At 64.7% G+C, this 26013-nt stretch carries 35 protein-coding genes and 1 tRNA gene; 16 read left to right on the forward strand and 20 right to left on the reverse strand.

The window, feature by feature from the left end; translation table 11 throughout:
• Positions 1–27 precede the first annotated feature (27 nt).
• From ASF26_RS20120 to ASF26_RS20130, 3 genes are all read left to right on the forward strand, one after another.
• On the forward strand, positions 28–684 hold the full coding sequence (locus tag ASF26_RS20120) for a DUF47 domain-containing protein (RefSeq protein ID WP_056258376.1): 657 nt from the start codon (positions 28–30) through the stop codon (positions 682–684).
• A 5-nt stretch (positions 685–689) separates the two neighbouring features.
• Positions 690–1697, forward strand: coding sequence for an inorganic phosphate transporter (locus ASF26_RS20125; protein ID WP_056258379.1), 1008 nt, complete (start codon positions 690–692; stop codon positions 1695–1697).
• A gap of 383 nt (positions 1698–2080) precedes the next feature.
• Positions 2081–3757, forward strand: coding sequence for a methyl-accepting chemotaxis protein (locus ASF26_RS20130; RefSeq protein ID WP_056258385.1), 1677 nt, complete (start codon positions 2081–2083; stop codon positions 3755–3757).
• A gap of 99 nt (positions 3758–3856) precedes the next feature.
• Here the strand turns inward: ASF26_RS20130 and ASF26_RS20135 are convergent, their stop codons facing one another.
• Together ASF26_RS20135 and ASF26_RS20140 are read right to left on the reverse strand one after the other, a co-directional pair.
• Positions 3857–4231 (reverse strand): hypothetical protein, encoded by a 375-nt coding sequence (locus ASF26_RS20135; RefSeq protein ID WP_056258387.1) that lies wholly within the window; start codon positions 4229–4231, stop codon positions 3857–3859.
• Between the two features lie 89 nt (positions 4232–4320).
• A complete protein-coding gene (locus ASF26_RS20140) occupies positions 4321–5943 on the reverse strand; it encodes an ABC-F family ATP-binding cassette domain-containing protein (protein WP_056258391.1) in 1623 nt (540 codons plus the stop codon).
• Positions 5944–6098: 155 nt separating this feature from the next.
• On the opposite strand from ASF26_RS20140, the gene ASF26_RS20145 reads away from it, so the two are divergent.
• The 4 genes from ASF26_RS20145 (at position 6099) to ASF26_RS20160 (ending at position 7816) form a co-directional block, all read left to right on the forward strand.
• Positions 6099–6599 (forward strand): peptide deformylase, encoded by a 501-nt coding sequence (locus ASF26_RS20145; protein ID WP_056258394.1) that lies wholly within the window; start codon positions 6099–6101, stop codon positions 6597–6599.
• Complete coding sequence (locus tag ASF26_RS20150) at positions 6596–7021, forward strand: hypothetical protein (protein WP_244476017.1); 426 nt, start codon at positions 6596–6598, stop codon at positions 7019–7021. The genes ASF26_RS20145 and ASF26_RS20150 overlap by 4 nt, the downstream gene beginning before the upstream one ends.
• Before the next feature lie 110 nt (positions 7022–7131).
• Positions 7132–7440, forward strand: a complete 309-nt coding sequence (locus ASF26_RS20155; protein ID WP_056258400.1) for a hypothetical protein — start codon at positions 7132–7134, stop codon at positions 7438–7440.
• 193 nt (positions 7441–7633) lie between these two features.
• Entirely contained in the window at positions 7634–7816 is a 183-nt protein-coding gene (locus ASF26_RS20160) for a hypothetical protein (RefSeq protein WP_156463063.1), read from the forward strand.
• An 8-nt stretch (positions 7817–7824) separates the two neighbouring features.
• Here ASF26_RS20160 and ASF26_RS20165 read toward each other — a convergent pair whose 3' ends face one another.
• From ASF26_RS20165 to ASF26_RS20190, 6 genes are all read right to left on the reverse strand, one after another.
• A complete protein-coding gene (locus ASF26_RS20165) occupies positions 7825–8034 on the reverse strand; it encodes a hypothetical protein (RefSeq protein ID WP_051074402.1) in 210 nt (69 codons plus the stop codon).
• A 158-nt stretch (positions 8035–8192) separates the two neighbouring features.
• Complete coding sequence (locus ASF26_RS20170; RefSeq protein ID WP_056258858.1) at positions 8193–8501, reverse strand: hypothetical protein; 309 nt, start codon at positions 8499–8501, stop codon at positions 8193–8195.
• A 295-nt stretch (positions 8502–8796) separates the two neighbouring features.
• Positions 8797–9282, reverse strand: coding sequence for a DUF2934 domain-containing protein (locus ASF26_RS20175; RefSeq protein WP_056258402.1), 486 nt, complete (start codon positions 9280–9282; stop codon positions 8797–8799).
• Between the two features lie 84 nt (positions 9283–9366).
• Complete coding sequence (locus ASF26_RS20180) at positions 9367–9627, reverse strand: hypothetical protein (RefSeq protein WP_018043877.1); 261 nt, start codon at positions 9625–9627, stop codon at positions 9367–9369.
• A gap of 134 nt (positions 9628–9761) precedes the next feature.
• Positions 9762–10169: a hypothetical protein gene (locus ASF26_RS20185; RefSeq protein WP_018043878.1), complete on the reverse strand. Its 408-nt coding sequence runs from the start codon at positions 10167–10169 to the stop codon at positions 9762–9764.
• Positions 10166–10582 carry a hypothetical protein gene (locus tag ASF26_RS20190; RefSeq protein ID WP_056258405.1) on the reverse strand — a complete coding sequence of 139 codons (417 nt, stop codon included), beginning with the start codon at positions 10580–10582 and terminating at the stop codon, positions 10166–10168. The genes ASF26_RS20185 and ASF26_RS20190 overlap by 4 nt, the downstream gene beginning before the upstream one ends.
• A gap of 335 nt (positions 10583–10917) precedes the next feature.
• Between ASF26_RS20190 and ASF26_RS20195 the strand changes: the two genes are divergently transcribed.
• Positions 10918–10993, forward strand: a tRNA-Ile gene (locus ASF26_RS20195).
• 271 nt (positions 10994–11264) lie between these two features.
• Here ASF26_RS20195 and ASF26_RS20200 read toward each other — a convergent pair.
• The 9 genes from ASF26_RS20200 to ASF26_RS20240 form a co-directional block, all read right to left on the reverse strand.
• Positions 11265–11969: a hypothetical protein gene (locus ASF26_RS20200; protein ID WP_244476018.1), complete on the reverse strand. Its 705-nt coding sequence runs from the start codon at positions 11967–11969 to the stop codon at positions 11265–11267.
• A 441-nt stretch (positions 11970–12410) separates the two neighbouring features.
• A complete protein-coding gene (locus tag ASF26_RS20205) occupies positions 12411–13166 on the reverse strand; it encodes a hypothetical protein (protein WP_056258408.1) in 756 nt (251 codons plus the stop codon).
• 226 nt (positions 13167–13392) lie between these two features.
• Positions 13393–13698, reverse strand: coding sequence for a hypothetical protein (locus ASF26_RS20210; protein ID WP_056258410.1), 306 nt, complete (start codon positions 13696–13698; stop codon positions 13393–13395).
• On the reverse strand, positions 13695–14345 hold the full coding sequence (locus ASF26_RS20215; protein WP_056258414.1) for a hypothetical protein: 651 nt from the start codon (positions 14343–14345) through the stop codon (positions 13695–13697). The genes ASF26_RS20210 and ASF26_RS20215 overlap by 4 nt, the downstream gene beginning before the upstream one ends.
• Positions 14333–14686, reverse strand: coding sequence for a hypothetical protein (locus ASF26_RS20220; RefSeq protein ID WP_056258417.1), 354 nt, complete (start codon positions 14684–14686; stop codon positions 14333–14335). The genes ASF26_RS20215 and ASF26_RS20220 overlap by 13 nt, the downstream gene beginning before the upstream one ends.
• Positions 14683–15210 (reverse strand): hypothetical protein, encoded by a 528-nt coding sequence (locus tag ASF26_RS20225; RefSeq protein WP_056258419.1) that lies wholly within the window; start codon positions 15208–15210, stop codon positions 14683–14685. Before ASF26_RS20225 ends, ASF26_RS20220 begins: the two co-directional genes overlap by 4 nt.
• Positions 15207–15665: a hypothetical protein gene (locus tag ASF26_RS20230; RefSeq protein WP_056258421.1), complete on the reverse strand. Its 459-nt coding sequence runs from the start codon at positions 15663–15665 to the stop codon at positions 15207–15209. The genes ASF26_RS20225 and ASF26_RS20230 overlap by 4 nt, the downstream gene beginning before the upstream one ends.
• Positions 15666–15667: 2 nt before the next feature.
• Positions 15668–17752: a hypothetical protein gene (locus ASF26_RS20235; protein WP_056258425.1), complete on the reverse strand. Its 2085-nt coding sequence runs from the start codon at positions 17750–17752 to the stop codon at positions 15668–15670.
• 97 nt (positions 17753–17849) lie between these two features.
• Positions 17850–18197, reverse strand: coding sequence for a hypothetical protein (locus tag ASF26_RS20240; protein WP_056258430.1), 348 nt, complete (start codon positions 18195–18197; stop codon positions 17850–17852).
• A gap of 361 nt (positions 18198–18558) precedes the next feature.
• On the opposite strand from ASF26_RS20240, the gene ASF26_RS20250 reads away from it, so the two are divergent.
• Positions 18559–19149 carry a hypothetical protein gene (locus tag ASF26_RS20250; RefSeq protein ID WP_156463064.1) on the forward strand — a complete coding sequence of 197 codons (591 nt, stop codon included), beginning with the start codon at positions 18559–18561 and terminating at the stop codon, positions 19147–19149.
• 218 nt (positions 19150–19367) lie between these two features.
• Here ASF26_RS20250 and ASF26_RS22300 read toward each other — a convergent pair whose 3' ends face one another.
• Complete coding sequence (locus ASF26_RS22300) at positions 19368–20072, reverse strand: helix-turn-helix transcriptional regulator (protein WP_162240232.1); 705 nt, start codon at positions 20070–20072, stop codon at positions 19368–19370.
• Positions 20073–20519: 447 nt separating this feature from the next.
• Positions 20520–20669 (reverse strand): hypothetical protein, encoded by a 150-nt coding sequence (locus ASF26_RS22865; protein WP_156463065.1) that lies wholly within the window; start codon positions 20667–20669, stop codon positions 20520–20522.
• Positions 20670–21336: 667 nt separating this feature from the next.
• Between ASF26_RS22865 and ASF26_RS22305 the strand changes: the two genes are divergently transcribed.
• On the forward strand, positions 21337–21588 hold the full coding sequence (locus ASF26_RS22305) for a hypothetical protein (protein ID WP_082477731.1): 252 nt from the start codon (positions 21337–21339) through the stop codon (positions 21586–21588).
• Positions 21589–21632: 44 nt separating this feature from the next.
• On the opposite strand, the gene ASF26_RS20265 is transcribed toward ASF26_RS22305, so the two are convergent.
• Positions 21633–21869 (reverse strand): hypothetical protein, encoded by a 237-nt coding sequence (locus ASF26_RS20265; protein ID WP_156463066.1) that lies wholly within the window; start codon positions 21867–21869, stop codon positions 21633–21635.
• Positions 21870–21964: 95 nt separating this feature from the next.
• Here ASF26_RS20265 and ASF26_RS20270 point away from each other — a divergent pair, with 95 nt between their 5' ends.
• From ASF26_RS20270 to ASF26_RS20295, 6 genes are all read left to right on the forward strand, one after another.
• Entirely contained in the window at positions 21965–22189 is a 225-nt protein-coding gene (locus ASF26_RS20270) for a hypothetical protein (protein ID WP_056258444.1), read from the forward strand.
• A gap of 157 nt (positions 22190–22346) precedes the next feature.
• Positions 22347–22775: a hypothetical protein gene (locus tag ASF26_RS20275; protein WP_056258447.1), complete on the forward strand. Its 429-nt coding sequence runs from the start codon at positions 22347–22349 to the stop codon at positions 22773–22775.
• A gap of 116 nt (positions 22776–22891) precedes the next feature.
• A complete protein-coding gene (locus ASF26_RS20280) occupies positions 22892–23164 on the forward strand; it encodes a DUF837 domain-containing protein (protein WP_056258450.1) in 273 nt (90 codons plus the stop codon).
• Complete coding sequence (locus ASF26_RS20285) at positions 23161–23433, forward strand: hypothetical protein (protein ID WP_056258452.1); 273 nt, start codon at positions 23161–23163, stop codon at positions 23431–23433. The genes ASF26_RS20280 and ASF26_RS20285 overlap by 4 nt, the downstream gene beginning before the upstream one ends.
• On the forward strand, positions 23430–24260 hold the full coding sequence (locus ASF26_RS20290; protein WP_156463068.1) for a hypothetical protein: 831 nt from the start codon (positions 23430–23432) through the stop codon (positions 24258–24260). The genes ASF26_RS20285 and ASF26_RS20290 overlap by 4 nt, the downstream gene beginning before the upstream one ends.
• Positions 24261–24467: 207 nt before the next feature.
• Positions 24468–26009: a DnaB-like helicase C-terminal domain-containing protein gene (locus tag ASF26_RS20295; RefSeq protein ID WP_056258460.1), complete on the forward strand. Its 1542-nt coding sequence runs from the start codon at positions 24468–24470 to the stop codon at positions 26007–26009.
• Positions 26010–26013: the final 4 nt, after the last annotated feature.

Genomic DNA, 26013 nt, shown 5'->3' on the forward strand with positions numbered 1-26013 from the left:
CCGCCACATCGGGAAGGGGCACGCCGAATGATGGGCTGGTTTCGGGCCTTGATGCCGCGGGAGGATCGCTTCTTCGACCTGTTCGAGCGCCATTCCCAGACCCTCGTCGCGGGAGCGGAGGCGCTCCAGGGTGTCCTGAAGGGCGGTGACGGCGTGCCGCGCTACTGCCAGGTGATCGTCGACCGTGAGCACGAGGCGGACGCGATCACCGCCGAGGTCTTGCTCGCGGTCCGGCGCAGCTTCATCACCCCCTTCGACCGCGGCGACATCAAGGACCTGATCCAGTCGATGGACGACGCCATCGACCAGATGAACAAGACCGTGAAGACCATCGCCCTCTACGAGGTCCGCTCCTTCCAGCCTCTCATGCGCGAGATGGGCGACACCGTGCTCGAGGCGGCGCGTCTCACGGCCGATACGATTCCCCTGCTCAACGCCGTCGGCACCCATGCGGGACGCATCAACACCCTCACGGAGCGCATCACCCGCGTCGAGGGCCGCTCGGACGAGTTGCAGGAGCGTGGCCTCAAGGCCCTCTACCGAGCCCATCGCAAGGATGGCGGTGACGGCGACACCATGGCCTACATCATCGGCGCCGAGATCTACGGGCACCTGGAGGATGTGGTCGACCGGTTCGAGGACGTCGCCAACGAGATCAGCGGCATCGTGATCGAGAACGTGTGACGGGCATGGATGCCGCCTCCCTCGCGCTGCCGGCGCTGGCCGGCCTCATCGCCGTCGCCCTGTTCTTCGACTTCCTCAACGGCTTGCACGACGCGGCCAATTCCATCGCCACCATCGTCTCGACGCGGGTGCTGCGCCCGCAATACGCGGTGCTCTGGGCGGCGTTCTTCAACTTCATCGCGTTTCTGTTCTTCGGCCTCCATGTGGCGCAGACCCTTGGGACCGGGATCGTCGATGCGGGGATCGTCGATCCGCGCGTCATCCTGAGCGCGCTGGTCGGCGCCATCGCCTGGAACATCGCCACCTGGGTGCTCGGCATCCCGTCGAGTTCTTCGCACGCCCTGGTGGGCGGCCTCGTCGGGGCGGGTATCACCAAGGCGGGGCTCGACGTCGTGGTCTGGTCCGGCCTGTCGAAGACGATCGCGGCCATCGTGCTCTCGCCGCTCGTCGGATTCCTGCTCGCTCTCCTCCTCGTGCTGATCGTGTCCTGGACCTGCCGGCGCGCCACGCCCTTCGGGGTCGACCGGAGCTTCCGCCTCCTGCAATTCGTCTCGGCCTCGCTCTATTCCCTCGGCCATGGCGGCAACGACGCCCAGAAGACCATGGGGATCATCGCGGTGCTGCTCTACTCGCAGGGGCATCTGGGGAGCAGCTTCCACGTTCCGCTTTGGGTGGTCCTGGCCTGCCAATCGGCGATGGCGCTCGGGACCCTCTTCGGCGGCTGGCGCATCGTCCATACGATGGGTTCGAAGATCACCCGCCTGAACCCGATGCAGGGCTTCTGCGCCGAGACGGGTGGTGCCATCACCCTGTTCCTGGCGACCTGGCTCGGTGTCCCGGTCTCGACCACGCACACCATCACCGGCGCCATCGTTGGCGTGGGCGCGGCCCGCCGGACATCGGCCGTGCGCTGGGGCATCGCCGGCAACATCGTCGTCGCCTGGGTCCTGACCCTGCCCGCCGCGGCCCTCATCGCGGCATGCTGCTACGTCCTGACGGGCTGGCTCGCCTGAACGATCTCGCCCGGCTCGCCTGAAGCCATGACGCCGCGAACCTCCGCGCGAAACTCTTCTGCTCGTGGTCGGGGGAGATCAGGCATGCCTTCCACGACCGCTGATGCGCCGGTATTGATGGCAAGTTGTGATGCTCAAGAATACTGAGAAAAGTTTTGCGGTAACATTTCCGTGAGTTGGGTATGGCAAGACATGATTCGTCGTTTTTCAAGTTATCGCAGGCCGATCAAAATTTTCATTTATATAAATTGGATACAATACCGTTCAGATAAAGTGAATATAAATCATGCTAGATGAAATATATCTCATACAAGTGGTCATGGAATATTAAATAAAAGCCTATATTCGATTATTATCATTGTATCGTTAGGGGGGTGTAAGTCATGCGTTTGTCGGTCAAGGCCGTACTGATCGGTCTCTTCAGTATCGTCGTTTCGATTTCGGCCGCGCAGGGCTTGGTGGCCCTATACAAGCTTCAGGACATCGGCACGAAGATTGCCGTTCTGGTCGACAATGCCGTGCCGTCGGTGACCCAGGCCGATAAGATCAATCGTCTGGTGCTCCGGGTCCGCACGTCCCAGCTGCGCTACCTGACCGCTCCCAACAGCACCATCGAGCAGGCCGATCTCAAGCTTGCGAACGAAATGATGCTGGAGCGCAACAAGTCCGTCGAAGACTACAAGCCGCTTATCACCGGAGCGATAGAAAAGGCTGCTTATGACGATCTCACCGCCAGGATGGAGATACTGAAGGTCGATTGGGGAAAGCTCCGCTCCATGCGCGAGACCGACAGGGACCAGGCGCTGAGCTTCTTCCGCGAAGGCAACCACGCGAATTATCGGGCGGTCGCCGACGCGGCCACCCGTCTGGTGGAGATCAATGTGGCGGCCGCCAACGCCGCCGGAGAGGCGGCGCGCAGCCAGCAGGCCGAAGCGATCCGGATCTCGACCATCATGCTCACCGTCTGCATCGTCATGGCGGTCTCGGCCATGATCTTCTCGTTCCTCGGCGTGGCCCGCCCGATCGAGCGAATGACCCAGGCCATGCGTCACATCGCCGGCGGTGACGAGACGACCGCCGTGCCGTCCATGGGCCGCCGCGACGAGATCGGCGAGATGGCCCAGGCGGTGGAAGTGTTCCGGACCAACCTGATCCGCACCCGTCAGCTCGAAGAGGAGACTGTCCTCGCTCGGGCTTCCGCCGAGGAGCAGCGCCGGGCAGGCATGCGCAAGATGGCCGAGGATTTCGAGACGGCGGTCGGCGGCATCATCGGCATGGTCTCCTCCTCGGCCACCGAACTTCAGGCCACGGCGCAGACCATGACGGCGACGGCGACGCAGACCGCGTCGCAATCCACCACCGTGGCCGCCGCCGCCGAGGAAGCCGCCGTCAACGTCAACACGGTGGCCGCCGCCGCCGAGGAACTCGGCACATCGGTGCAGGAGATCGGCCGGCAGGTTTCGAGCTCCGCCACTCTCGCGCAATCCGCCGTCTCGGAGGCCGACACCACGGCGGTGCTCGTGCAGGAACTCAGCGGCGCCGTGAGCCGGATCGGCGACGTGGTGAGCCTGATCTCGACCATCGCCAGCCAGACCAACCTGCTCGCCCTCAACGCCACCATCGAGGCCGCGCGCGCCGGCGAAGCGGGCCGGGGCTTCGCGGTGGTCGCCGTCGAGGTGAAAGAGCTGGCCAACCAGACGGCCCGCGCCACGGAAGAGATCTCCCAGCAGATCGGTCATATCCAGGGTGCCACTGGCCAGGCGGTCACGGCGATCGGTTCGATCACGTCGCGCATTCGGGACATCAATGCGGTGGCGACTGCCATCGCGGCGGCGGTCGAGCAGCAGAGCGCGGCGACGCAGGAGATCGTGCGCAACGTCTCGCAGGCCTCGGCCGGCACCAACGAGGTGACGAGCAACATCGCCGGCGTGGCCAGTGCTGCCGAAGAGACCGGAGCCGCCGCGAGCCAGGTACTCGGCGCCGCTGGCGAACTGTACCAGCAATCCGAACATCTCACCGGAGAAGTGCACCGCTTCCTCGCCACGGTGCGGGCTGCCTGACCCGACTCCACCGCGCGGACCTACAAACGGGTCGGGCTCGCGGGAGCCTGGCCCGTTCTCATGTCGACCGTCCGGGTTCACCCCCGGAGGGCGAAACCCTCACCGTCCGTCGCTCACCCTCTGTCCCGTCTCGCCGTAGCCGAGGCGGGCTCCCTGGCGGTTGACGCTTCCGAAGCGCAGGACGGCCTGTTCGAGGTAGTCGATCGCATCGATGAGGGCATCCCGCGCGGCCCCGACCGTCTCTTCGCCGTCCTCGGGCGGCGTCTCGGCGAGATTGACCGCGGCGATGAGGACCCGGTCACGCTCCTCTTCGATGCGGCGGTCGCGTTCCACATGTCCGCGCACGTCGGCATCGAAGGCCTCGATCACCGCCCAGGGCAGTGCGTCCTTCGACGACGATGCGTCGAAGGCGCGGGCCTTGCGCCGGGCCTGTGCCGCGGCCGCCCTGACGATGTCGGCGAGTTTGGCATCCATGGTCGGTCTCCTGGGGTGATCGGGTTCGAGGCGCTTTCGTTGCCGTCCATCCCCCGGCCCCGCCCGCGGGGAGAGGGGGAAACAGCCGCTCAGCTCCTCAGCCCCGGTGCCTCCTGGCCGGTGCGCGCGACGTATTCGGTGTAGCCGCCGCCATATTGATGGATGCCGTCGGCGGTGAGTTCGAGGACGCGGTTCGACAGGGCGGCGAGGAAGTGCCGGTCGTGGCTCACGAACAGCATCGTACCCTCGTAGTTCGCGAGCGCGGTGATGAGCATCTCCTTGGTGCCCATGTCGAGGTGGTTGGTCGGCTCGTCGAGGACGAGGAAGTTCGGCGGGTCGAACAGCATCTTGGCCATGACCAGCCGGGCCTTCTCGCCGCCCGAGAGCACGCGGCAGCGCTTCTCCACGTCGTCGCCCGAAAAGCCGAAGCAGCCGGCCAGCGCCCGCAAGCTCCCCTGCCCCGCCTGCGGGAACGAGCGCTCCAGGTCCTGGAACACGGTGAGCTCGCCGTCGAGGAGGTCCATGGCGTGCTGGGCGAAGTAGCCGAGCTTGACGCTTCCCCCCACCGCGATGCTGCCGTCGTCGGGCGGGGTCGAGCCGGTCACGAGCTTGAGCAGGGTCGACTTGCCGGCGCCGTTGATGCCCATCACGCACCAGCGCTCCCGGCGACGGATGGAAAAGTCGAGCCCCTCGTAGATGGTGCGGCTGCCGTAGCGCTTGTGCACGTTCTTGATGATGACGACGTCGTCGCCGGAGCGCGGCGCCGGCTGGAACTCGAACGCCACCGATTGACGGCGCTTGGGAGGCTCCACCCGCTCGATCTTGTCGAGCTTCTTCACCCGGCTCTGCACCTGGGCGGCGTGGGAGGCCCGCGCCTTGAACCGCTCGATGAACTTGATCTCCTTGGCGAGCATCGCCTGCTGGCGCTCGAACTGCGCCTGCTGGTGCGTCTCGTTGAGCGCCCGCTGCTGCTCGTAGAAGACGTAGTCGCCCGAATAGGTGGTGAGGGTGCCGCCGTCGATCTCGATGACCTTACCGACGATGCGGTTCATGAACTCGCGGTCGTGCGAGGTCATCAACAGGGCGCCCTCGTAGTTCTTGAGGAAGGCTTCCAGCCAGATCAGGCTTTCCAGGTCGAGATGGTTGGAGGGCTCGTCGAGGAGCATCACGTCCGGGTTCATCAGGAGGATGCGGGCCAGCGCCACGCGCATCTTCCAGCCGCCCGAGAGCTTGCCGACGTCGCCGTCCATCATCTCCTGAGAAAAGCTCAGGCCCGCCAGCACCTCGTAGGCCCGGCCTTCGAGGGCGTAGCCGTCGAGCTCCTCGAACCGGGCCTGGACCTCGCCGTAGCGCTCGACGAGGGCATCCATCTCGTCCATCCGGTCGGGATCGGCGAGGCCGGCCTCGATCTGCTTCAGTTCTGTGGCGACCACGCTCACCGGGCCGGCCCCGTCCATCACGGCGGAGACGACGGAGCAGCCGGCCATCTCGCCGACATCCTGGCTGAAATAGCCGATGGTGATGCCCCGGTCGGTGGCGACCTGGCCCTCGTCGGGCTCCTCCTCGCCGGTGATCATCCGGAACAGGGTGGTCTTACCGGCGCCGTTCGGCCCCACGAGGCCGACCTTCTCGCCTTTCTGGAGCGCGGCGGACGCCTCGATGAAGACGATCTGCCGTCCGTTCTGCTTGCCGATTTTCTCGAGGCGGATCATGCGCGCATCGGTGTCCTGAGATGTGTCCCGCGGGCCTTACGGCATGGAGCGCGGAAGCGGAAGGTGGGCGCTTCCGCCACCCTGCGTCGCGTTTGGACACCGCCCGAGTGATCGCGTATCCACGCCCCAGCCCATTCCGTGAGGTGCCCTGCCCCGTGCCGGTCCAGTCGCTGATCCTCTATCCCGATCCAAGGCTGCGTTTGGCCGCCGAGCCGGTCACCGTGTTCGACGACGCCTTGCGGCGGGATGCTGCGGAGCTGGTGGAAGCCCTCTCCCGCGTCTCCGCCATCGGTCTCGCCGGGCCGCATGTGGGCTGGCTCGCCCGGGTGGTGGTCCTGCGCCTGGAGCCGGGCACGCCGGCTTCGATCTACGTCAATCCGCAGATCACCTTCGCGTCGGACGAGACCGCTCCCCAGACAGAGGGCAGCGTCTCCATGCCCGGCGTCACGGACGTCGTGGAGCGGGCGGTGACGGTGCGGCTGCGCTACGACGACCTCGACGGGACCGGGCACGAGATCGAGGCGGCGGGGTTCGAGGCGGCCTGCCTCCAGCACGAGATCGACCAGCTCGACGGCATCTTCTGGATCGAGCGCCTGTCGCGGCTTCGGCGGGAGCGGGCCGTGAAGCGCTATGCCAAAGCAAAGCGGGCGGCATGAGAAACGGGTATCGTCGCCACCTCCCGGCAGCCGTGATCCTCGCCGTCGCGGCAGGATGCCCGCGCGCCGAAGCGCAGCCGGCCAAGCCCCCCGCCCCCCCGGCTTCCGCATCGGCCTCGGCGCCCGCGATCGGCTGTCCGTCGCTCGCCAACCTGCGCCTTCTCCTGCGGCAATCGGGTGGTGACGCGAAGATAGCGGCGGCGACCCTGGCCGATCCCAAGGCCGATCACCTGAGCTGCAACCTCCTCGGCCGCGATACGGTGAATGCCATCACCGACCACGCGGCGCTCAACGGCAACGAGTACGATTGCGTCGGCGTCACCGGGACCAGCATCTGTTCCTGGACCATCGCGGGAACGGTCGTCCCGGTCGATCCCGCGCGCGCGGCTAAGAAGGCCCCTCCCGCCAAAGCCAAGCGCTGACGGCCGATCCTAAGCGGCCGCCTGCGGCGGACGGCTCATCCGCCGCGGCCGCCGATGCCCCAGGCGCCCTGTATCCCCGCCGGTGAAGCAACGCCGGAGGAGGTCACGCCATGATGCCGCAGAAGCGCTGGGGACTCGTCATCCTGCTCGTCATGGCTGCGACGAAGGCGGCCTCGGCCGGCGATGCCGCGCCGCGCGACGTCGTCGCCTGCGATACGTTGGTTCAACTGCGTGTCCTGATGGGACGGACGCCATCCGATCCTGCCGCGGCATCGGCCGATCTCTCCGGTCATCCCGGATGCCGCCGAATCGCCCGTGATCGCGTCGGCGCTCCCGAGCACCGCGCCATGATCGGCGGAGCCCCGTTCGAATGCCTCGCGGTGACCTGGGAGGCCTCCTGCCTCTGGATCATGCCGTAGGCGTCGATTCCTGCCGAAACCAGATCTTCGGTGGATAATACCGATGCGCTTTCCGTCGATCCGCCCTAACTTGGCCGTAACGACGGGGGCGGAAATGACGAGCGGAACGGCCGGATCGTGCGGTAGGAATGCGGTGGCGCGCCGACGGTGCTGGATCGCCGGCTTGGCCTTTGTGGGATTCTTGGGAATCGAGATGACGGCTCATGCCGAGGCCCCGATCAAGAGCCCTCAGGACGCGGCCTGTCGCAACGAGGCGCGCGCGAAGGTGTTCGTCACGCCCGACCTGGGTGGGATCGGGCTCTACGCCATCGGCCGCCAGATCTATTCGGCCTGCATGACACGCTCGCAGCCCCGCACCGCTCGTCGGCGGCGCTAGGCAGGGGATCAGACGCTGCGCGGGGCGCCGATGCGCGCCCGCAGGCGCAGGCGCAGGTTTTCGTTGGCCGTGGCGTCCGCATCCACCGCGAACATCAGCCGGAGGAGCCGGCTGATTGGGGTCGTGCCGTCCTCGACTGCGGCCTCGACCTGGTCCTGGAGCGCCATCCGCTCGTAAGGACGCTGAGAATCGAAGCTCGACTGGGCCTGCTGCGCCATGGTCTGCGTTCCGTCGCTCGGGATCATTTTCCCCGGGCGGTTGGCTACGCGAAGACGTCCGCCTCCGCCAGTCCCTTTCGTCGACTATTCATAGCCGACGACCGGTTCTGACGCATTTGTGTCATGTGTGGCTTGCAGAGCGGTTCCAGACAGGACGCTCAGCGCGGGACAATATGGAGCCCGTCATCGGGGAGCAGGTTGCGCGCCGGCCCCCCTGTCTGCTGTCCGCGCCCCTGCTGGTAATAGGGCAGTTCCGGCCGGCGGTCGTTGTCGCTGCCCGAATCGTATTCCCAGGCCTGGTTCCAGGGCGCGCGACCGCCCACGCCGATGCCGCCGGTGGAATCGACCTCCCGCAGCACCGGCCGCTCCCGATAGGGGCCGGCCCCAGCCTCGGCAGCCGAAGAGGCGGCGACCAGGGGCGCGGCCATCATCGACACGGCGAACACGGCGGAGAGGGCGGTCTTCATGGCGGGCCTCGAAAGGGTGGGCCGGGAATCGGCTCGCGTCGATGCGATGACCGTATAACGGCAAAGGTTGTCGCGCCGTTCCCCGCGGGCTGCCTCTCCCTCCCCTCTCGGCATCTCCCCGACCCGGATTCCGCGCTCCACGTGATCGGTCATGATCGCCACCACCGCCTCGCTTGGCGTCCTCGCTGGCGGGTGCTCTCGGGGACCGGTTCGGCCGCGGCCCCTGAACCCCGTGGCACAACAAGAAGCCCGACGCCCTGCGAGGGGCGACGGGCTTGAACGGTGCCGCTCGGTGTCAGTGGACGGTCGCGGCGGATTCCATCGGGGCGGCAGCGCGCGGCTTGGCGACCCTGAGCGGCTTGGCGGCGGTGGTGGTGCTCGACGCTGCCTTGGTCGCTTTGGAAGCGGCAGGCGCCTTGGTGGAAGCAGACTTAGCGGAAGCAGTCTTGGTGGAGGCAGGCTTGGCCGATGCGGATTTGGCGCTGGCCGTCCTGGTCCGGCGCGGCGCGGTCTCGGACGGCCGGGCGACGGCCTTTTCGGCAACGGCCTTGGCGGCGGTGCCTGCACTGCGCGAGGCGCGGGGCTTCAGGGTCTTGGCCGGGCTCGGTGCCAGGCTGAGATCGGCGGTCACGGGCTGAACGTAGACCGGCGCCGTGAGGCTCACTGCACGCAGATCGGCCTCGGCCATCAGCCAATGCTCATCGGCGCGGCCGAACACCCGGCCCTCGCCTTCCCAGATGGAATAGGCGCGCTCGCGCACCTGCTGTTCGAAAGGGATCATCCGCGCTCTCCTCGTGGGTGGTCGCCCCGATGGAAGCGGAGGTTGGTTAATCTCCGGTTAATGCCGCGCTGCAGCGAGGCCGTGTCAGTCCTGCGAGAGCCGCCTCGCATTGGCGCGGACCTTCCGGCGGTATCCCGTGACCATGCTCTGGGTCGAGCCTCCGGTCGCCATGAGCAAGGCCGCTTCGCCGGCCGCCATGATCTTCTCGCTCACCATGCGTTGCGCCTCGATCTGCGCGGCCGGTCCGCCGAGGGACAGCTTTGCGAGGCGAAGGCCGATCACCTGCTGCGATTCCATCGCGAGCAGGGTCGCATCCATGCCGAGCTTCCACCACGCACCGAACATGTCAGTCCTCTCTGCGCCGCCGGGCGCGCCGGCCGCGCTTATGCCATGCGGCCGTTCCTCGCGGTAAGGGCGACCTCGGCCGAAAGGCCGCTGCCGCCTCACGATCTCGCGAACGGGTGCTCGGTCGCGGGCGCTCAGTCGAAGGAGCGCGACTTCGCCGACGATCCGCCGAGGCTGATCTTCTTCGGAGCCGAACCGCCGCCGAGGCTGATCTTACGCGGCGGCGGAGGGGCGGCGGGATTCGGGGCGGCGGGCCGCGCGGATTTCATCTGTGCCTGGCCGTGGACCACCGAGCCGATCTCGCCTGCGACCCGGACGAGGTCGTCCCGCTCGCAGGCACGGGCCACCGAGAGGCCGAGCTGATGCATGTGGCTCTTGCCGTAGAGGTAGACCGCGAGCTTGGCTCGGGTGGTGGGAGGAATCTCGGCGAGGATCTCGGGCAGATCCTCGGGCTCGGCGCGATAGACCGCCCCGAGGAGATCGAGGGAGACCGGGCAGGCCGGATCCGGCTCGGCGCCGCTGGTGGGGTGCGACTGGGTCATGGAGTACCTGTCTGGCTGGTTGAGCTCTGGGCGAGGATATCGGCCGGGGCCGTGTCGCCGGCGGCGGGCGGCTCGGGCGGTGTCGTCTGCGCCTGGACGATGGCATCCTCCGGGCGCGGTTGAGAAGTGAGCCGCGCCGCCGGACGCTCCGGCTGCAGACAGCCGCTGCAGACGGAGGCGATCGCGATGCGGGCGCGGCGATCCGCCCGTTCCCACACCGCTTCGCGCGCGGCCCGGGCCCGTGCCACCTCCTCCGCCGACGGCATTCCGCCGCCCGCGCCGATCTCGGCGGGAGCGGCGTCCGGAGGCCTGATTCTCAGGAGGAGCGGTTCCTGAGCCAGAACCGGCGATCCCGCAAGAGCCCAGGCGAAAGAGGATGCGGCGAGCCGGCAAGCGAGGATCGTGCGGCCCATCGGCTCCTCAATCGGGTCGACAGACCCCTTGTCCAACGCCGAAACGATCGTCGGCACAGGGTTAACATGAGCTTAACGCGAAGACGACCTTGCCCTTCGGGCTCCCCCGGTCTGACCCGGCACCGCTGTGCCTCTCCATCGAGTGGGAGCGTCTTGCGAGTGGGAGCGTCTTGCGAGGGGGAGCGTCTTGCCCGTCCTACGCCGGGCGGCCCGGAACGGGTTCCGGACGCCTCGCCTGCACAAGACCGGATCGGGGAAATCGGCGACAATGCGTAAGGTTCGAACGCGTAGCCGCTGGACGAAGGCCCCTCTTTCCTTCTACGGGAAGAGGCGCAGGGCCTGTAGCTCAATGGTTAGAGCCGACCGCTCATAACGGTCTGGTTGCAGGTTCGAGTCCTGCCGGGCCCACCACTCTATTTCTAAGCCACTACAATCATTTAGCTTTTCGTCCCCCATCCCGCACCTTGGCGGGTGGTGCGGGATTTCTGCGAGCTTCGCGGGCCAGCTTCGCGCGGTTCGCGGTCCTTGTGTAGGTGGCACTTTCCCGGCTGCCGTCGGCCCATCCGAACAACGCATTGAGCTGTGCCTCGCTGGCGCCGCCCTCGGCCGCCCGCCTCGCCCCGGCCTTGCGCAGACCATGGGCAGAGCCTGGGCACTTGGCAGCGCGGCATGCCTTCCCGAACTAGTTGCCGAACGACTCCTTTCCGAACGGCATGCCGCGTTCGGTCGCAAGGAACGTCAGATCGCCGGTGCGCGTCGCGGCGATTGAGGCAGCGAGCGGCGGCAGGATGGGGGCGATCACGACCATGCCCGTCTTCTCCGTCCGCATCGTGAACTCGCCATCGCGGACGTGCGGTCGCCCAAGGCGCACGGCATCACCGCGGCGCAGGCCGGTGTATAGAAGCAGATCGAAAGCTAGGCGCTGACGCGTGCCGATAGGCCAATGAGCCTCGAACCGCTCAAGCTCCTCCTCAGACCACGCGTGGAAGCCGTCGTCATTGTTGCCCGCGAGCGGCTTGATCCCCAACGTGGGGTCGACGGTGACGTACCCGACAAGAGCGGCCCACCCAAACAGGCCTCGCAGGGCCTTCAGGAAGTTGTTTGCCGCGTACGGGCGGTCCCGCCGGCGGTCCCTGCCAGCAAGCACGGCGCGCCGATCAATCGCTTTCAGCGGTTCGCTGCCGGCCGTCTTCTCCATTGCCCGGTAGAAGCCGTGCCGCTGTTTGCGTGTGGCTGGCTTCAGCTCAGACCATTCTGCCGACGTCAGGTGCTTGGCGATGAGCCAGGACAGCGTCCCGGACGCGGGACCCTTGGGGGCAACAGGCCTGCCTTCCAGGGCGGCACGATAGTCGCGCCAGAACGCTTCAGTCCCATAGGGCTCCGTCATGCGGGTGCGCTTGCCCTGCCCTATGCGGACGTACCAGACGACCCGATCGTGGCGGGTCGTCTCTCGGACAAGATGGGGCGGGCGCGGGCGTGGCATGATCTCGGTTACAGGACCACGACGGGCCCTTCCCTATCCAATTCAGATTGAGCCTCGTCGGGCTCGAAACGGTCAGGTGGGCGAATCGTCTCGACGACTACGCCATCCGATCTCACCACCACGCGCGTCACCGGTAGACCGGCGGCTTGAACTGCGCGGATGACGCGAGCGATGTCGGCCTGAGTAACTGCGGCGGCTCTTCGGCCCATCACACCGGCTTCCCCGTATAGGCGCAGCTGGCCAGCTGCATCGCTTCGATCATGACGGGCTCCGTAGAGACCAGAGGGATGCTCGCGCCGACAATTAGGTTCATGAATTGTGAGCCTGCCATCGACGCGAACAGTGCTAGAAGTGGAAGGTGTCGGATGAGATGCGATCGCCTACGGTGGCGCTGCCATCATCGAACAGACGGGCGTCCATGCTGACGGGGGCGCCGCGCTCGGGGTTGAGTTTGTAAACGGCGGTGGTCGCCTTCTTCACGGCCTTTTGCAGGTCGGCGGCCTCCGCACTGCATCTGCCGGCAAGGCACTCTGCGTTGACGGTGAAAATGATTTCTTCGCGCCGGGTCGGCGTATGCCCCCGGTGGACCAGATCACCGATGCGGGCCAGCAGCGCGACGGGCGAGATTGCAGCGACAGACTTGATCGCCCGCATCGTGATGCCACGGCGCTTGCGAGCCGTGTCGGCGGCGCGACGGCACCGGCCGGGCGGTGTAAGGCCCCTTGCTGCCATGGCGAGTTCGGCGGGGCTGAACGGCAGGTCCATGGCAGTCGCGATGCCCAGGCGCTTCGCTCTATTCACCATGGCCTTGTTGGAACGGCCCAAAGCCGCGCCGGCCGCCTTCTTGTCAGGCCATAGCTTGCGGAGGGTGGCATCCTCTTCATCAGTCCAGTGCCAGTAAGACTGCGCGGTGATGCCGTAATCCAAAGCACGCCTGCGAACCAAATGCCCCGTCAGATCGGGGAACATAAGGGCGATTGCTTTCGGATTGATCGGATAGAGCTTGCGGAAAATCTCGCGCATCTCGTCCGTTGTGTAAGTGACGCCATTCCGGTCAGTGGCGCTCACTTCGCGGCTGAAGGTGATGCCGGCAGTGGTCATTTTGCCAATCCTTCGTTCACGTTGCAGTGGCCGCCCTCGATGTGTCGGCGGGCGGCGCAGCAGGCTACGATCATCAGCCCGAAGGTGAAGGCCATGACAGCCGTGAGAGCGTAGACGAGGATGGTCTAGATCATGTCCTTGCTCCAGTTTGCTTGCCGGCGGCGCCCGTAGGGTGGTGCCGCTGAATGAAAGGCAGGCGATCGGGCTCATGGGGGCGTACTGTGCTTCAGCCATTGCTCGGCGCTCCCTGCGAATAGGTGGCCCACAGGGGGTGATCTCCGTCCGGCCCGAACAGGTCGGGCAGCGCGGCTGTCACGGTGCGGTGGATCTCGTTGAGGCGATCGTTCTCACGGTCGCCGGCCGCATCGCGGGCGTCCTGGTCCGGCAAGACCTGATCCTTTTCGGGGACCAGATCGCCGTAGAGGTATCCCTGAAAAGCGAGGTCGACCGCGAGCAGGCCGATCTCGTCGCGCTGGCTAGCCGGCAGTCGCATCCACGCGGCGCGGACGTCGTCGAGGGTCGGCACCATCATGGAACGCCTCCATTGAGGAGCATGCCAAGCTCCGCCACGCGGGCCTCAGCGATGGCGTATTTCGGCTGGTAATCGGCCGCGAGTTCTGCCTCTTCCGCGAGCCACCATTGAAGGTGAGCGCGCAGGGCCAGGGCCTCGGTGCGGTTCGTGCACGGCGTGATGAGAACTTGGTCGAAGGCGTCCTGCATGTCGCCCTGCGCTTCGTAGGCAGCATCGAGGTCGACATCCTCATGGGGCGCGATCTGGAAGGCGTCCCATGCCGCACGGTGGGCGAAAATCACGTCAGGGACGGTCGGTCGATTTGCGACCTCAACATCCTGTTCTGACTTGGTAATCTCGACTCGAAGCATCGAAAGTCGCAAGGTGGAATCACAGCCCTCCAGGGCAGCCCCGATACGCTCGAAGCCATCAGTGTATTCTTGGTATCGGACGTAATGCGCGACCAGCGCCTGCAGGCCGCCCATCGTCACTGGGACTATGGCGTTCATGGCCTGGCGGGCGTCGAGGCACCGGTCCGCCGCCCGGTTGTGGGCGCGCATCGCCTCCTCATCGTCCTCGTCGAGAGTGTCGAGGATGAGTGTCAGTGCGTCGTCGGCCGCCCGGTGATCGGCGATCACAGCCAGGATCGGATCCGCTACTGCATCCATCGGAAGCACCCCGCGGTTTCGCATTGACCGTGAAGGTGGCCGTTGAAGCTGTCCCGTACCCAGACCAGACGACCGGCACAGGTCGGACAGGGGAGGACGCCGGACGACGCCGGGTCGTCGGCGATGATCTTGAAGATTTGGATCAGCGGGTTCGGCGGATCGACGAGAGCGGATTTGGCACCCTCGGCGAGCCCCTGGAGGGCGGCGACAGCGGCCCGTTGCCGGATCTCACCCGCGTCGTCCCGCACTTCGATGGTGACGGCCGCGATGAGCGCCATGTCGATCATCGCACGGACGCCATTTCGGAAGCCTTCGGCATAGGCAGCGTCGCGCGTGCTCATGCCTCGGGCCTCTTCCGCTTGGCCGCGTCCCTTGCCTGATGGCAGCGGGCGACAACGGTCTCGACCCATGATGCCTGCGCGTTGGTCGGCCAGAGCTCCTGATGGAGAAATCGCTCGAGCAGATCGACCTCGAATGGCCGGAGAAACCGTTCACCATCCCGCTTCGCCAGGATCCTGTTGAGATGCAGGCATTCCCTCGCGACCTCCCACCAGGGGAGCGTCTCGTCGGGATGCCAGAGCGGGAGGCCGAAGCGCCGCGAGCGCCCGGCCGGGTGAAAGTCGTCGCCTCCATCCCGAGCCGCCTGGCGATAGACGTCCGCGTAGTTGAACGCCTCGCCGGCGGGACGCGGGGGGATCACCACCCGCGCTTTGACCAGCGAATCCGTCAGGTCGTGAAAGTCCGCGCCGGCCGAGGCGAGCGTTCGCCCTATCGCCCACACCGTCGAAACCACCTCCCCGTCGTTGTCGCTGCCGAGGAGCGGAAGTAGCTTGATCAGCTTCGGCTGGATGGAGTGGGGGATCATGACGATCCCCCTTCCGTGAACAGCGCAGGCTGCTTCTCTTGAGCCAGGGCCCAGACCTCGACGCAGGTTTCGTGGCCGAGGAGTTCGTAGGCCGCATGGACGAAGGCCTGCCGCTTGGCATCGACCTTCGACGTGGCGTTGGAGTGGGCGTCCTTGATCGCCAACGCCTTCTCGGCGCGCCGGAGCTCGCCGATGCGGGCCTGAAGCGCCGGCCGGCTCCGGCGCTTCCTTTTAAGTGCGATCTCGGCCCGGACCTTCCACGAGGGATCGTCGCTCTGGAATCCGAGGAGGATCTGGTCTTCGATGGCGAGGATGGCGCCATCAATCTCGTCGAGGATGGCCTTACCCTGCTCGGAGGACTGGATGTCTTCGAGCCGGATCTCGCAGCCGTCGCGGAGCAGGATGGTGTTCACGCCGCGGATGTCGGTGCTGTGGAAGGTGCGAGCCTCGTTCATGGTCAGCCCACCGACGCTTGGAGGTCGCGGGCCAAGGCCGCTGTCTGAGCGGAATCACCATTCTCAATTACTGCTCGAGCGAGGATGCACAGCCGCTCATCCACTTCGGATGGTGTCGCGGGCTTGCGCTGGTTGGCCTCTGCCACGCAGGCGGCCATCACTTCCTGGCATTGGGCCAGCAGTCGTTCCACAAAATCGCCGGCCGGCTTGCTGCCGCCTTGTTCGGTCGAGCACCGAGGCTGACACCTCAGGGCGTGACAGAGTTCGTGGAGCAGATCGGCGACATCATGAAGGGCACGTAGCTCAGGCAGGGCGATTGCCGCCACGTCGGGGAGGGATGGTGTTTCGATGGGGTCGACGGCGGCATTTTCGACAGGTGGGAGGGCCGAGAGCTTCAACAGATCCGCTGTAAGGCTCAAAGGGAGTGCTAAAGCGTCATCGTCGAGATGTTCGTGGCGCCCCATGGTGTCCAGGTCCTCGCCGGCGACAAGCTCTGCCACCCGAGCCTTAACCAGCAACCCCGCCAGCGTTTTAGCAGGCGCAGACCGGAGACGAGAGAGTACGTCGAGGCGGGCGTCCTCCGCATCCTGTCGAGCCTCGTCCAGCCTCGCCAAGTCTTTGAATCCAGGAACCGTCGCCCTTTTTATCTGGAAGCGATCCCAGGCAGCCACGATCTGCGCCACGCGCTTTTGCGATGCCGCGTCGGGCTCAGTCCCAGGACCACCGGGCACACAGTCCCGCCTGTGCACGTCGCCGGTCTCGACAGTGGCAACAAGATTGCGCAGAACGGCAACCTCCTCCTCACCATACGGCGCGCCGACGATCAGACCCGGCCGCGGGGACCATGTTGCGGTCTCGGGCATCCCGACGATTTGGTTGTCTATCGGACGGTGTTGGAGCGCATCGGGGGCCGGCACGCGGTCGAGCGCATCGCTCACGGCACTCCACTTCTTATAAGCTTCTCCGAAAGCCTGATCGGCGCGATGGAATTCGGCTTCTAAAGTGAGCAGGGCAGCGTCACCCTGCGGAAGCTCGTCTGAGGGAAAAGACCCAGAGACAGGCTGTCCCATCCAATCGAAGCCCGCAGCAGCGCAGCAAGCTTCGACCATGTGACGCACCGCCTCTCTGTGCATGTCTTCGTCGGGCACGAGCGCAGCATCCTCTTCAAAGCTGCCGGTAGGCCAGACAAGCGGAACGAGCGCGCGGGCAAGGACGGCAAGGCCGGCGACCGACGTCGGCCGGTGCTTCAGGATCTCGAGCCCGATGTCGCCGACGATCCCGAAGGCATCTTCGTCTGCATTGCGCCCCTCCTTGTATCCAGGGATCTTCTCGCCCTCGATGATGTCAGCCATGGTAGGGCCGCCACGGGCCTTGGCCGCTTCAATGAAGGCGGTGTGCTGCTCATCAGTCTCGCGATACGCTTCGACAGCGGCGCGCCACGCGGCGTGAGCCTCGTCGTGCTTCCGGCCGAGCGCCAGCAATGCTTGATCGCGCTGATCGGTGCGATGGCTCTCAATCAGATCTGACTTGGTAGCTTCGACTGCCAGCGTAGGTGCGGCGAGATCAGCCTGCCCGCCCGTGAGGATCATCGCCTCGAACTGACGACCGATGCGCTTGATGCGCCCATCCTCAGCCGGGTCGTCGGCCGTGTTTAACTCCCATGCCTCTTCGGCGCCCAGGACAAGGCACTTGCAAGCCATATCGAGCCACGTCTTGGCCTCGACCATAGACAGCCGGTCCAAAGTCTCGTGCGCGCGCTCGTAGACGATCTTCCATGCCTCTTCGGTGATCTGTCCGGCAGCCCAGTCCTTGTCGGCCTTCCAGATGGCGACGTAGGCGTTCCATGCCTCGGACGCCGCGAGCATGACAGCAGGGGACACGCTCGATCTCGCGTCCACCATCGCGACGTTCGCCGCCACGGCCGTTATGTGGTGCGTCTCGATTGCCTCGCCGATGGAGGACGTGGCGGCCGGTTTCGTCAGCAGCTTCGTCGCGGCAGCATTGAGATCACGTTTGTCGAGGGCGTCCGCCGCAAACGTCTGGGCTTCAGACACAGGGGTGCGATCAACGCAAAGGCGCTGTTCCATGACTTCATCTCCGCGGGTTGGGTGAAGGCCCTCGCCGGCTTTTCAGACCTGCGTGGGCCGCTTGAAACGGATGCCTCCTCGAGCGCGTCCGTGACCTCTAGAATTCGAGTTCGTCGGGCATCGTCTCGGGCTCGCTGTGCATGCACAGCGTCAGAGCGACCGAGGGCGTGAGCAGCGTGTGCGCGGCCAGGGTGACGGTGCCGGTCTCCACGTCGTGGGTGTTCGACGTGTAGAGGCCGCTGCGGACCATCAGGAACAGGGTGGTGCTGATCTCGCCACCGCACTCTTCCTCGGACAGGCCGAGCCAGTCCTGAAGGTGCTTGAACAGGGCGAAGGGGCTGATCGGGCCGGCGAGGTGGGCCGTGTGCCGGATCGCTTCAGCGAGCAGGGCCGCACGCCATTCGGGTTGGCCCAAATCATCAATGCGAGGATTGCGCTTATGCATTGCGACCTCCCGTACAGGCGGCATTGCAGATCGCATCGAGGACAACCCTCGATTTACGCTGGCGCGTCGAAAGGTTCTGAGTTGTTAATGGAGTGGCCTGGGATGGCCGTGAACCAACCCAGGCCTCGCAGCAACCAACCGACTGGACCGATTGGAGACCACGAATGGAGAGGCCGGCCCCATGGACCAGCGGACGGATGATTCCGAGCCCATTCCTGCTGATGGCGGAGCGGGACAGGGAGGAGGCGGAGCGCAGAATTCGAGAGGAGGAGCGCCGTCGCAGAGAGGAACTGGAGCAGGAGCGACGGCAGCGGATAGAGGAGGAACGGAAACGCAACCAACAGGACAAGAGCCCGACAGATTGGGACAATCCGAAAAGCCCGCGCCGCCGCTGACCGACGAGCAGAGATGCCGTTTCAGTCTTCTCAAGAACGTTCGCTATCACGAGGATCGTGAGGGGCACTTTGCCTCGATCAATCGAGCCTTGGATCTCTTTGTCCTCGTGAGCGGCCTGGGCACCGTCATTGCGCTCTCGGACCTGCTGCCTCCCTGGGCACGGGTAGATGGGCGATGGATCGCTGCAGCAACCAGCGTTGTGGGAGCGGTTCAGCTTGTCTTTGCGCTCGGCCGACGTGAAGCGCTGCATGCCGATTTGAGACGCCGCTTTCTCGCGCTTCTTGCCGACCTTGATGCCGAAAACGCCAAAGATACGGGGCGCCGTATGCGTGCCCTGTTCGGCGACGAGCCGCCGACGTTCCATGCCGTCGACAAACTGGCTTACAACGCCGCGATGACCGCTCTCGATCGTCCTACCGCTTCCATGATTGTGGTGACGCCCTCGCAGAGGATTTGGCGAAACTGGAGACGCTACGAAGGCGTACAGTTCCCACGCGTTGGTGACGCGCAGGCTGCTGCCAGGGTGCCTGCTTGGTGGCAGCGTCCGAAGGTCTGAAGCTCCATCTTTGACCATAGTTCAGCCTTCCATGCGGGTGAAGGCATTGCCGATCGCCCAGAGCAGCACGAAGGCGCAGATAGGAATGAAGGGGTAGGCGTTCGCGAGCATGGTTCGGCTCCACCGCGTAAGGCGATGAAACATATTCTGCATAAGGCAGAACGGTGGTCAACTGCGTTTTGCAGATTTTTAGAGACCCAACCCTTTTTTGCAGACTGTTAGAACCGAGGGATATCGAATTTATTTTTCAAGTTTAACGAGGTTTGATCCTTAGGTTTGTAAAACTCCTTCAGCTTAAGTGCTGTATAATATGGAACTATTGCCATAACTGGTACAGCAGTATGGATGATCATATCTCTCATCGTTGGCAGCAATAGTCGCTCAATATTATACTTACCGGAAGATGCGCCGGGATATGGATATCCCATGGCAGGATAATCTGTTTGATCGGTAACATATGTCATAAAACAAGGGGTGCCTATCTTATTTTCTGCCATTTCGTTATCAAGAAGATCAAGGTATATTAATGACTTGTCTTCTGCGAAACCCTTTAATCCGTGTCCATCTACTAATACTACACCTTGTACCGTACGCCTTAATGGCAGCGGTGGATATTTTTCTAAGTCATCTCCCCTGATGTCTGGGGATACTGGGTAAAATACACCATCAGCTTTTACGGTACCAACAAACCGTGCGGGTCTTGCTAGATCTCCAGTCTGCAGGTCCAGACCAAAGGCTAGCCAAGACAATGAGACGTCGAAAGCCTTCGCATAGCGTTCGATGTCTTCCTTCTTGATACCACGCGTCCCGCTTTCGTGGCCGCTATATGTCCCATATGGAACGCCGAGGCGCTGCGCAGCGTCCTTGGCAGTGGCATGCCCGGCATTCTGGCGGGCCATTTTTAGGCGATCGAAAATTTCCATGGCTTCATAAAGCAGATTGTGGTCTGCAAGTCGCAGAATGCCGCTTGACGGACAATTCTGCATATCGCAGATTATTGATTATGATGTCTGCTCGCGAAATCATTGACGCCTTCGGTTATGCGTCGCTGGCGAACTTGCTCGGATGCCCGGCAGGTACAGTAAGCGCCTGGAAAACACGCAATGTGATACCGCAGCCATATTGGCGACAGATCGAGAAGGAGGCTGGTCGGCTCCGGCTCGCGAACATCACCTACGCCGACCTCGAAAACAGCGCGCGGCCCAGAAGGCGTCGACAGCACGACTCCGGGCCTGCAGAGGCTCAGGCATGATGCCGACCTCACGGTCCCATTCGCATCAGCGATACGCTCACTTGCCCAAGCAGGGCTGCGGCCGGTATGTCATTGGCGACTTGGTCGTGGTCAACGTGAACGCACGGGTAGTAACCCTTCACGACCAAGCCCTCACAATGATGAGCAGCCCCACCGGGACGACGCACATCAGGCCGATCGCCCACTGGATTTCGTTCCGAGCGCGCTTCAGTTCGTTTTCCAAGGTAGCGATGCGCGCCTCCAGGGCACGAAACCTCGCCTCGTCCATACATCGCTCCCTCGATTCGGTTCGGGCGTCGCGCCGGCTGAATGTCCATGCGCATGCTTGGTCTCCGAGAGCTCATCCTCCCTCAGCATCCCATCCGCAACAGAGTGTCGCCGACGCTGTGGAGCAGGCGCGCCGCGTCGGTGCCGTCCGGTGTTCGTCCTCGGTCATCGAGCCGGTTCGCCAACCGCTCCAGCACCTCCCGTCTATCCACTCCGGGCAAAGCGCTGGCCAAGTCCACCATCAGTACCGCCAGGGCGTCCGCGACGGTCTCAGCGTCGATGGCTCGGAACCTTCGGCGGTCGACCCCGTCTTTGGTTCCGGCGGCTTCACGGAAGGGGTGGGAACCGAACCCTGCAGCAGGCCGCATGCTACCTGCTCGAGTGTCAAAAGCTCCATTCACCGTGGCTTTGACGGATCTACCCGCCGTGTCTCTGTGTGCGTGCACCCGGTGCATGTCAGTGTGTGCTCCTTAGCTCCGAGAATTCCAAAGACTGGATGTTCTTCGACGCGCGTCACCTTCATCGGCGACTCGCAAAGCGGGCAGGCCTCGGCCGCTTTTGCTGTCGGCTTTCCCTCCAAAGCCGCGACGCGATCCTCCAACTCCTGCAGCCGCTTCGGGAGGCCCATGACGGCCTTCCAGCCCGGCACCTGATCGAGGACCTTCAGGATGTCCGACACAGACACACCAATCATACCGCCGCCTCACACCTTGATCAGGGACGATACGGGGCTCGCCTCATGGCGCCCCGTCCTGACAACCCTGAGTGTGCATGGGCTCGCCGAGGACGACAACGCTAGGCATGTCGTCGTTCGCGACGATGGCATCGAGCGCTACCGGTTCCGGCTGGACGGTGAAGACTGCCGCCATCTGATCTCGCTTCTTTCCCCTCCGACAGGCAGCGCGGAGGGCATCGCGTGATCACATCAGGTTCGTCGACACCGCCGCACCGCCTCTCGTTCGGCTCAGGTCATCTCGATCCGCCACGCCTTCGTCTGTTCCGCCAGGGCAGCGAAGGCCAGATGCAGGTCGCTCATACCGAACGGGACGATCTCGGTGGTGGTCACCGAATCCGCCTCGATGCTGACCCTCGCATGCCCCCGGCAGCCAGTACGGCTGAACGCGAATTCGATCTCCAGCGTCTCCCCACCGAGATCGACGTCCAACTCTCGTTCGATACTTTCCAGTTGGATATCGAACATGTCTTCTTCCGGCGTGCCCATCGCGGCCTTCCTTCCTCGTCCCTTGGACGTCCGTGTCGAATGCCCCCTCCCCCTGCAGGGAGGCTCGCTGCCTGATGCTGCTCAAGGACTTCATGCGCTCCGAGGACCTGTCCGACTCGGAGATGGCCGAGAAGATCGGCGACATCTCCGAGTACGGCGTGAGGAAGCTGCGCTTCCGGACCCGTGGCCCCTCGGTGCGGGTTGCCGCCCGTATCGAGGAGGTCACCGGCGGCAGGGTCAGATCCGCTGACCTGCAGCCGCTGACGAACCGCCGCGCACCTGCGGAGGCCATGTCGTGATCGTTTCCGCTCGTCCCACCCTGTTCCTGCCGTCCGCGCTCTCCCGCCAAGGCGCCGCGTCCGTCAGCCTGTCCTTCGTTCCGACCCCCAACGTCGCTTCTCATCCTCTGGTCTCCCGTCGTGGTCGAACACCACAAGACCAGAGGAGCCACCCGAGATGTTGGGCAAGTCACCCGAGAATGCGGGTAAATCACCCAAGGCCCGCGAGGCTGTCGCCATGAGCTCTCAGGCCGAGGCCCGGTATCTGGTGGAGTTGATCGCCGGCCCCATGCGGCTCGGCGAGAACGTGAAGGCTGCGCTCTCCCGTGTGGCCCGCACCACGGGACTGAACGACCGCCGGGTGCGGGGCATCTGGCACAACGAAGCCCGCTCGATCCGCTCGGAAGAGATGGATCGCCTCAGAGAAGCAGCGCGAGACGCTCGTGCAACGGAGCAGGCGCGCAATGAGCACAGGTCCGTCCTTTCCCTCCTCGCCACCGCCGACGCGGCCCTGGGCCTTCCGGGCCCGGACGTGGATCGCTCGGATGATCCTGCGCTGGGCTTCGGGCCTCGCGATCATGATCGCCCCCTGGATCAGGGACACTGAGCGATGATCCCGCTGACCCACGCCCAGCCGCCGCCGGCCTGACCCGCTCATAGCGCTTCGCCGTCCTCATCCCTCACGCCCGAACACGGCGCTCCCGAACCTTGGAGCTTTGGCCGATGCCCCTTGCTGCCTCGTCACCCCCCATCCCCGAGCGCGTGAAGGCGTATCGGGGCGCCCTCTTCGATCGCTGGGTGGACGCCAAGCGACGCGCTCATCAGAGCGAGGACATCGCCGACCATCGCGCGGCGGTCGACGCCTACACCGCCTTCATGCGGGCCCATCTGGCTGCCGACGAGCAGACGCATCTCGACCTCGAAGACGAGATCGCCCGGCTCAGTGCCGAGAACATCCGCCTCCGCGGTCGAATGCGTGGGGGTGGGCCGGCATGAGCAAGTTGCCCGACAGCCTCACAAAGAAGCTGGAAGCAAAGGAGCTGAGCCAAGCCGCTCTGTTCCGCACCTACGAAGACCTCCGCCGGCAATCCCGAGACAGCGAGGACTTCGAACTCCATCGCCTCGTCGGTGAGGCCTACCGAACCTTCATGCGCTCCTTCCTGAACGCGGATGAGCGTCGTTTCCTCGATCTCGAAGATGAGATTGCCGAACTCCGCAACGAACTGACGCAATGGCGCCAGGGCCAGAAGAGGATTCAGCCATGAGCCGTATTCGTTCAATCCATCCGGGGCTCTTCACCGACGAAGCTTTCGTCTCCCTATCTGCGCCTGCGCAAGTGCTTTGGATCGGCCTCTGGTGCGAGGCTGATGACCAGGGCGTCTTCGAGTGGAAGCCTCTCACTCTCAAAATGCGCCTGATGCCCGCGGCAACGATCAGCGTCGAGCCATTGCTTCAGGAGCTGGTCGATGCGGGATGCGTCCAGCGTTTCGAGGCCGGCCGCTCCTACGGCGTCGTCCGCAACTTCGTGAAACATCAGCGGCCCAAATCACCGAAAGACATTCATCCGCTGCCCGACGCCCTTCGGAACTACGCCGGCTTCAATGGCGATGGATCCCGCCCTGACGCCACCACAGGACGGAAGCGGTTCGCATCCGGTTCCGAACGAGTTCCGAACTCACCCGGAACAGGTTCCGAATGCGGCTCTCAGATGGAGGATGAAGGATGTAGGATGAAGGGGAAGGGTGGAGAAGAAACACCCGAGCCTAATCCTGAAAAACCTGAGACTGGGACTCCCGCCGCCGCTTCGCGATCGGCGGCCAAGACGAGCCGGTATTTTTTCGAGAGCGGCGTCATCCGGCTGACCCAGCCCGATTTCCTGAAATGGGAAGCGGCGTTCCCCAACATCAGCCTTCGGTCCGAGCTCACCGGGCTGACCGGTTGGGCTGGCGAGCAGGCCAACTGGTTCTTTGCCGTGCCCGGTGCCCTGGCCAAGCGAGAACGGGAGGCGCGGCTCGCGGCAGAGCAGTTCAGACTTGAGGCCAAGGCGAAGGCCGAGGCACCGCGGCCAAAGCCCTACGGCTACGTGCCGTGAGATCGATCGATGAGATCCTTCGCGAATTCGGGGTCGTCCTGCGGTCGACATCCCCCGGCCGGCACTACGCGATCTGCCCTCGATGCTCGGTCACCGCCAAGCACGCAGCCAACCGCCGACGCCGATCCCTCGGCGTCACGATCGACGCCGGTGGCGTCGGGTTTCGATGCCTCAACTGCGATCTGAGCGGCGGAAAGTATTTCAGCGATGACCCTCAACCCAACGGCAATCGCCTGGCTCGAAAGCCGGGCCCTCGACAGCGAGACCGCCTCACGTTTGGGGATCTACAGCGCCAAGCGCGCTCAGGGTGGCGATCCGGTTCCTGACGCCGCCGGCAACATCCTGGTCTTCCCGTATCTCGACGGCGGCGAGGAGGTGAACGCCAAGTACCGGGGGCGGGATACGGCCGGCAAGAAACGGTTCTGGCAGCGTGCCGGTGCCCGCAAGACGTTCTTCAACTTCGCCGTTCTCGATGACCCGGCCGTTCAGAATGGTCAGGCGCCGGTGGTCATAACCGAGGGCGAGTTGGACACGGTCGCTGCCGTCCAATCCGGCCATCCCTTCTCCGTCTCAGTGCCCGACGGCGCCCCACCGGCACGGGACGAGCAGGGCAACCTTGTCGAGGTCCCGGACAATGCCGACGACGTGGTGCCCGAGCACGACGATAAGTACCGCTACGTCTTCAACAACTGGGACCGCCTGAAGCGGGTGAAGCGGTTCGTCCTCGCCGTCGACAACGATGAGCCGGGCCGTCGTCTCGGACAGGAACTCGCCCGCAGGCTTGGCCGGTCCCGATGCTGCCTCGTCAGCTATCCGGCAGAGCCTTGTGTGGCGGATGCAGACGGCGTGCTCCGGCCGGTGAAGGATCTGAACGAGGTGCTCCAGCACTTCGGTACCGACGCCGTCATGGCCTGCATCGAACAGGCGAAGCCCTTCCCGGTGAAAGGCCTCTACAAGCTCTCCGACTTTCCGGAGCGTCCTCCCCTCCTTGCCCTGACCACAGGATTCCGCGAACTGGACCATCACATGCGGCTCTACCGCGGAGCCTTCGTGGTGGTCAGCGGCCTGCCCGGTGGCGGCAAGACCGCCCTGATGACCCAGATCGCGATGAACATGGCGACGGGGCACAACTGGCGGATCGCCATCGCCTCCTTCGAGATGCATGTCCGCCCGATCCTGGAGAACATGCTGCTCGGCTTCATGCTTCAGAAGCCGCGCAACCTCTGGACCAAGGCTGAATGCGACGGATGCAGGCGGTTCATCGACGAGCACTTTGTTTTCATCGCCCTTGCTCCGGACGACGAGGACACCGAGGCTGACGTCCAGTGGGTGATCGATAGGGCCGCCGACGCCGTCGTCCGCGAGGGCATCTCCATGCTCCTCCTCGATCCCTGGAACGAGGTCGAGCACAAGCGCCGACCCGGCGAGAACGTCGCCGACTACACCAACCGGGCCATCCGCCTGCTGAAGCGGTTCGCGCACAGCTACGACGTTTGCACAGTCGTGGTGGCTCACCCGACGAAGTCTGCCGGCCTATCGGTCCGGAGTGGCGAGCCGATGTCCCTCTACGACATCGCCGATGGTGCGACCTGGGCGAACAAGGCCGAGATCGGTGTGGTGATCCACCGTGCCTCGCCGCACGACCGCATCGCCAATGTCGGTATCCGCAAGGTCAAGTTCCACGAGACCGGCAAGATCGGCGACGTGTCGCTGATGTTTGACGACGAGCTCCGCCAGTTCGTGGCCTGAGCCA

The organism is Methylobacterium sp. Leaf93, from assembly GCF_001422345.1.
Lineage (GTDB): Bacteria > Pseudomonadota > Alphaproteobacteria > Rhizobiales > Beijerinckiaceae > Methylobacterium > Methylobacterium bullatum.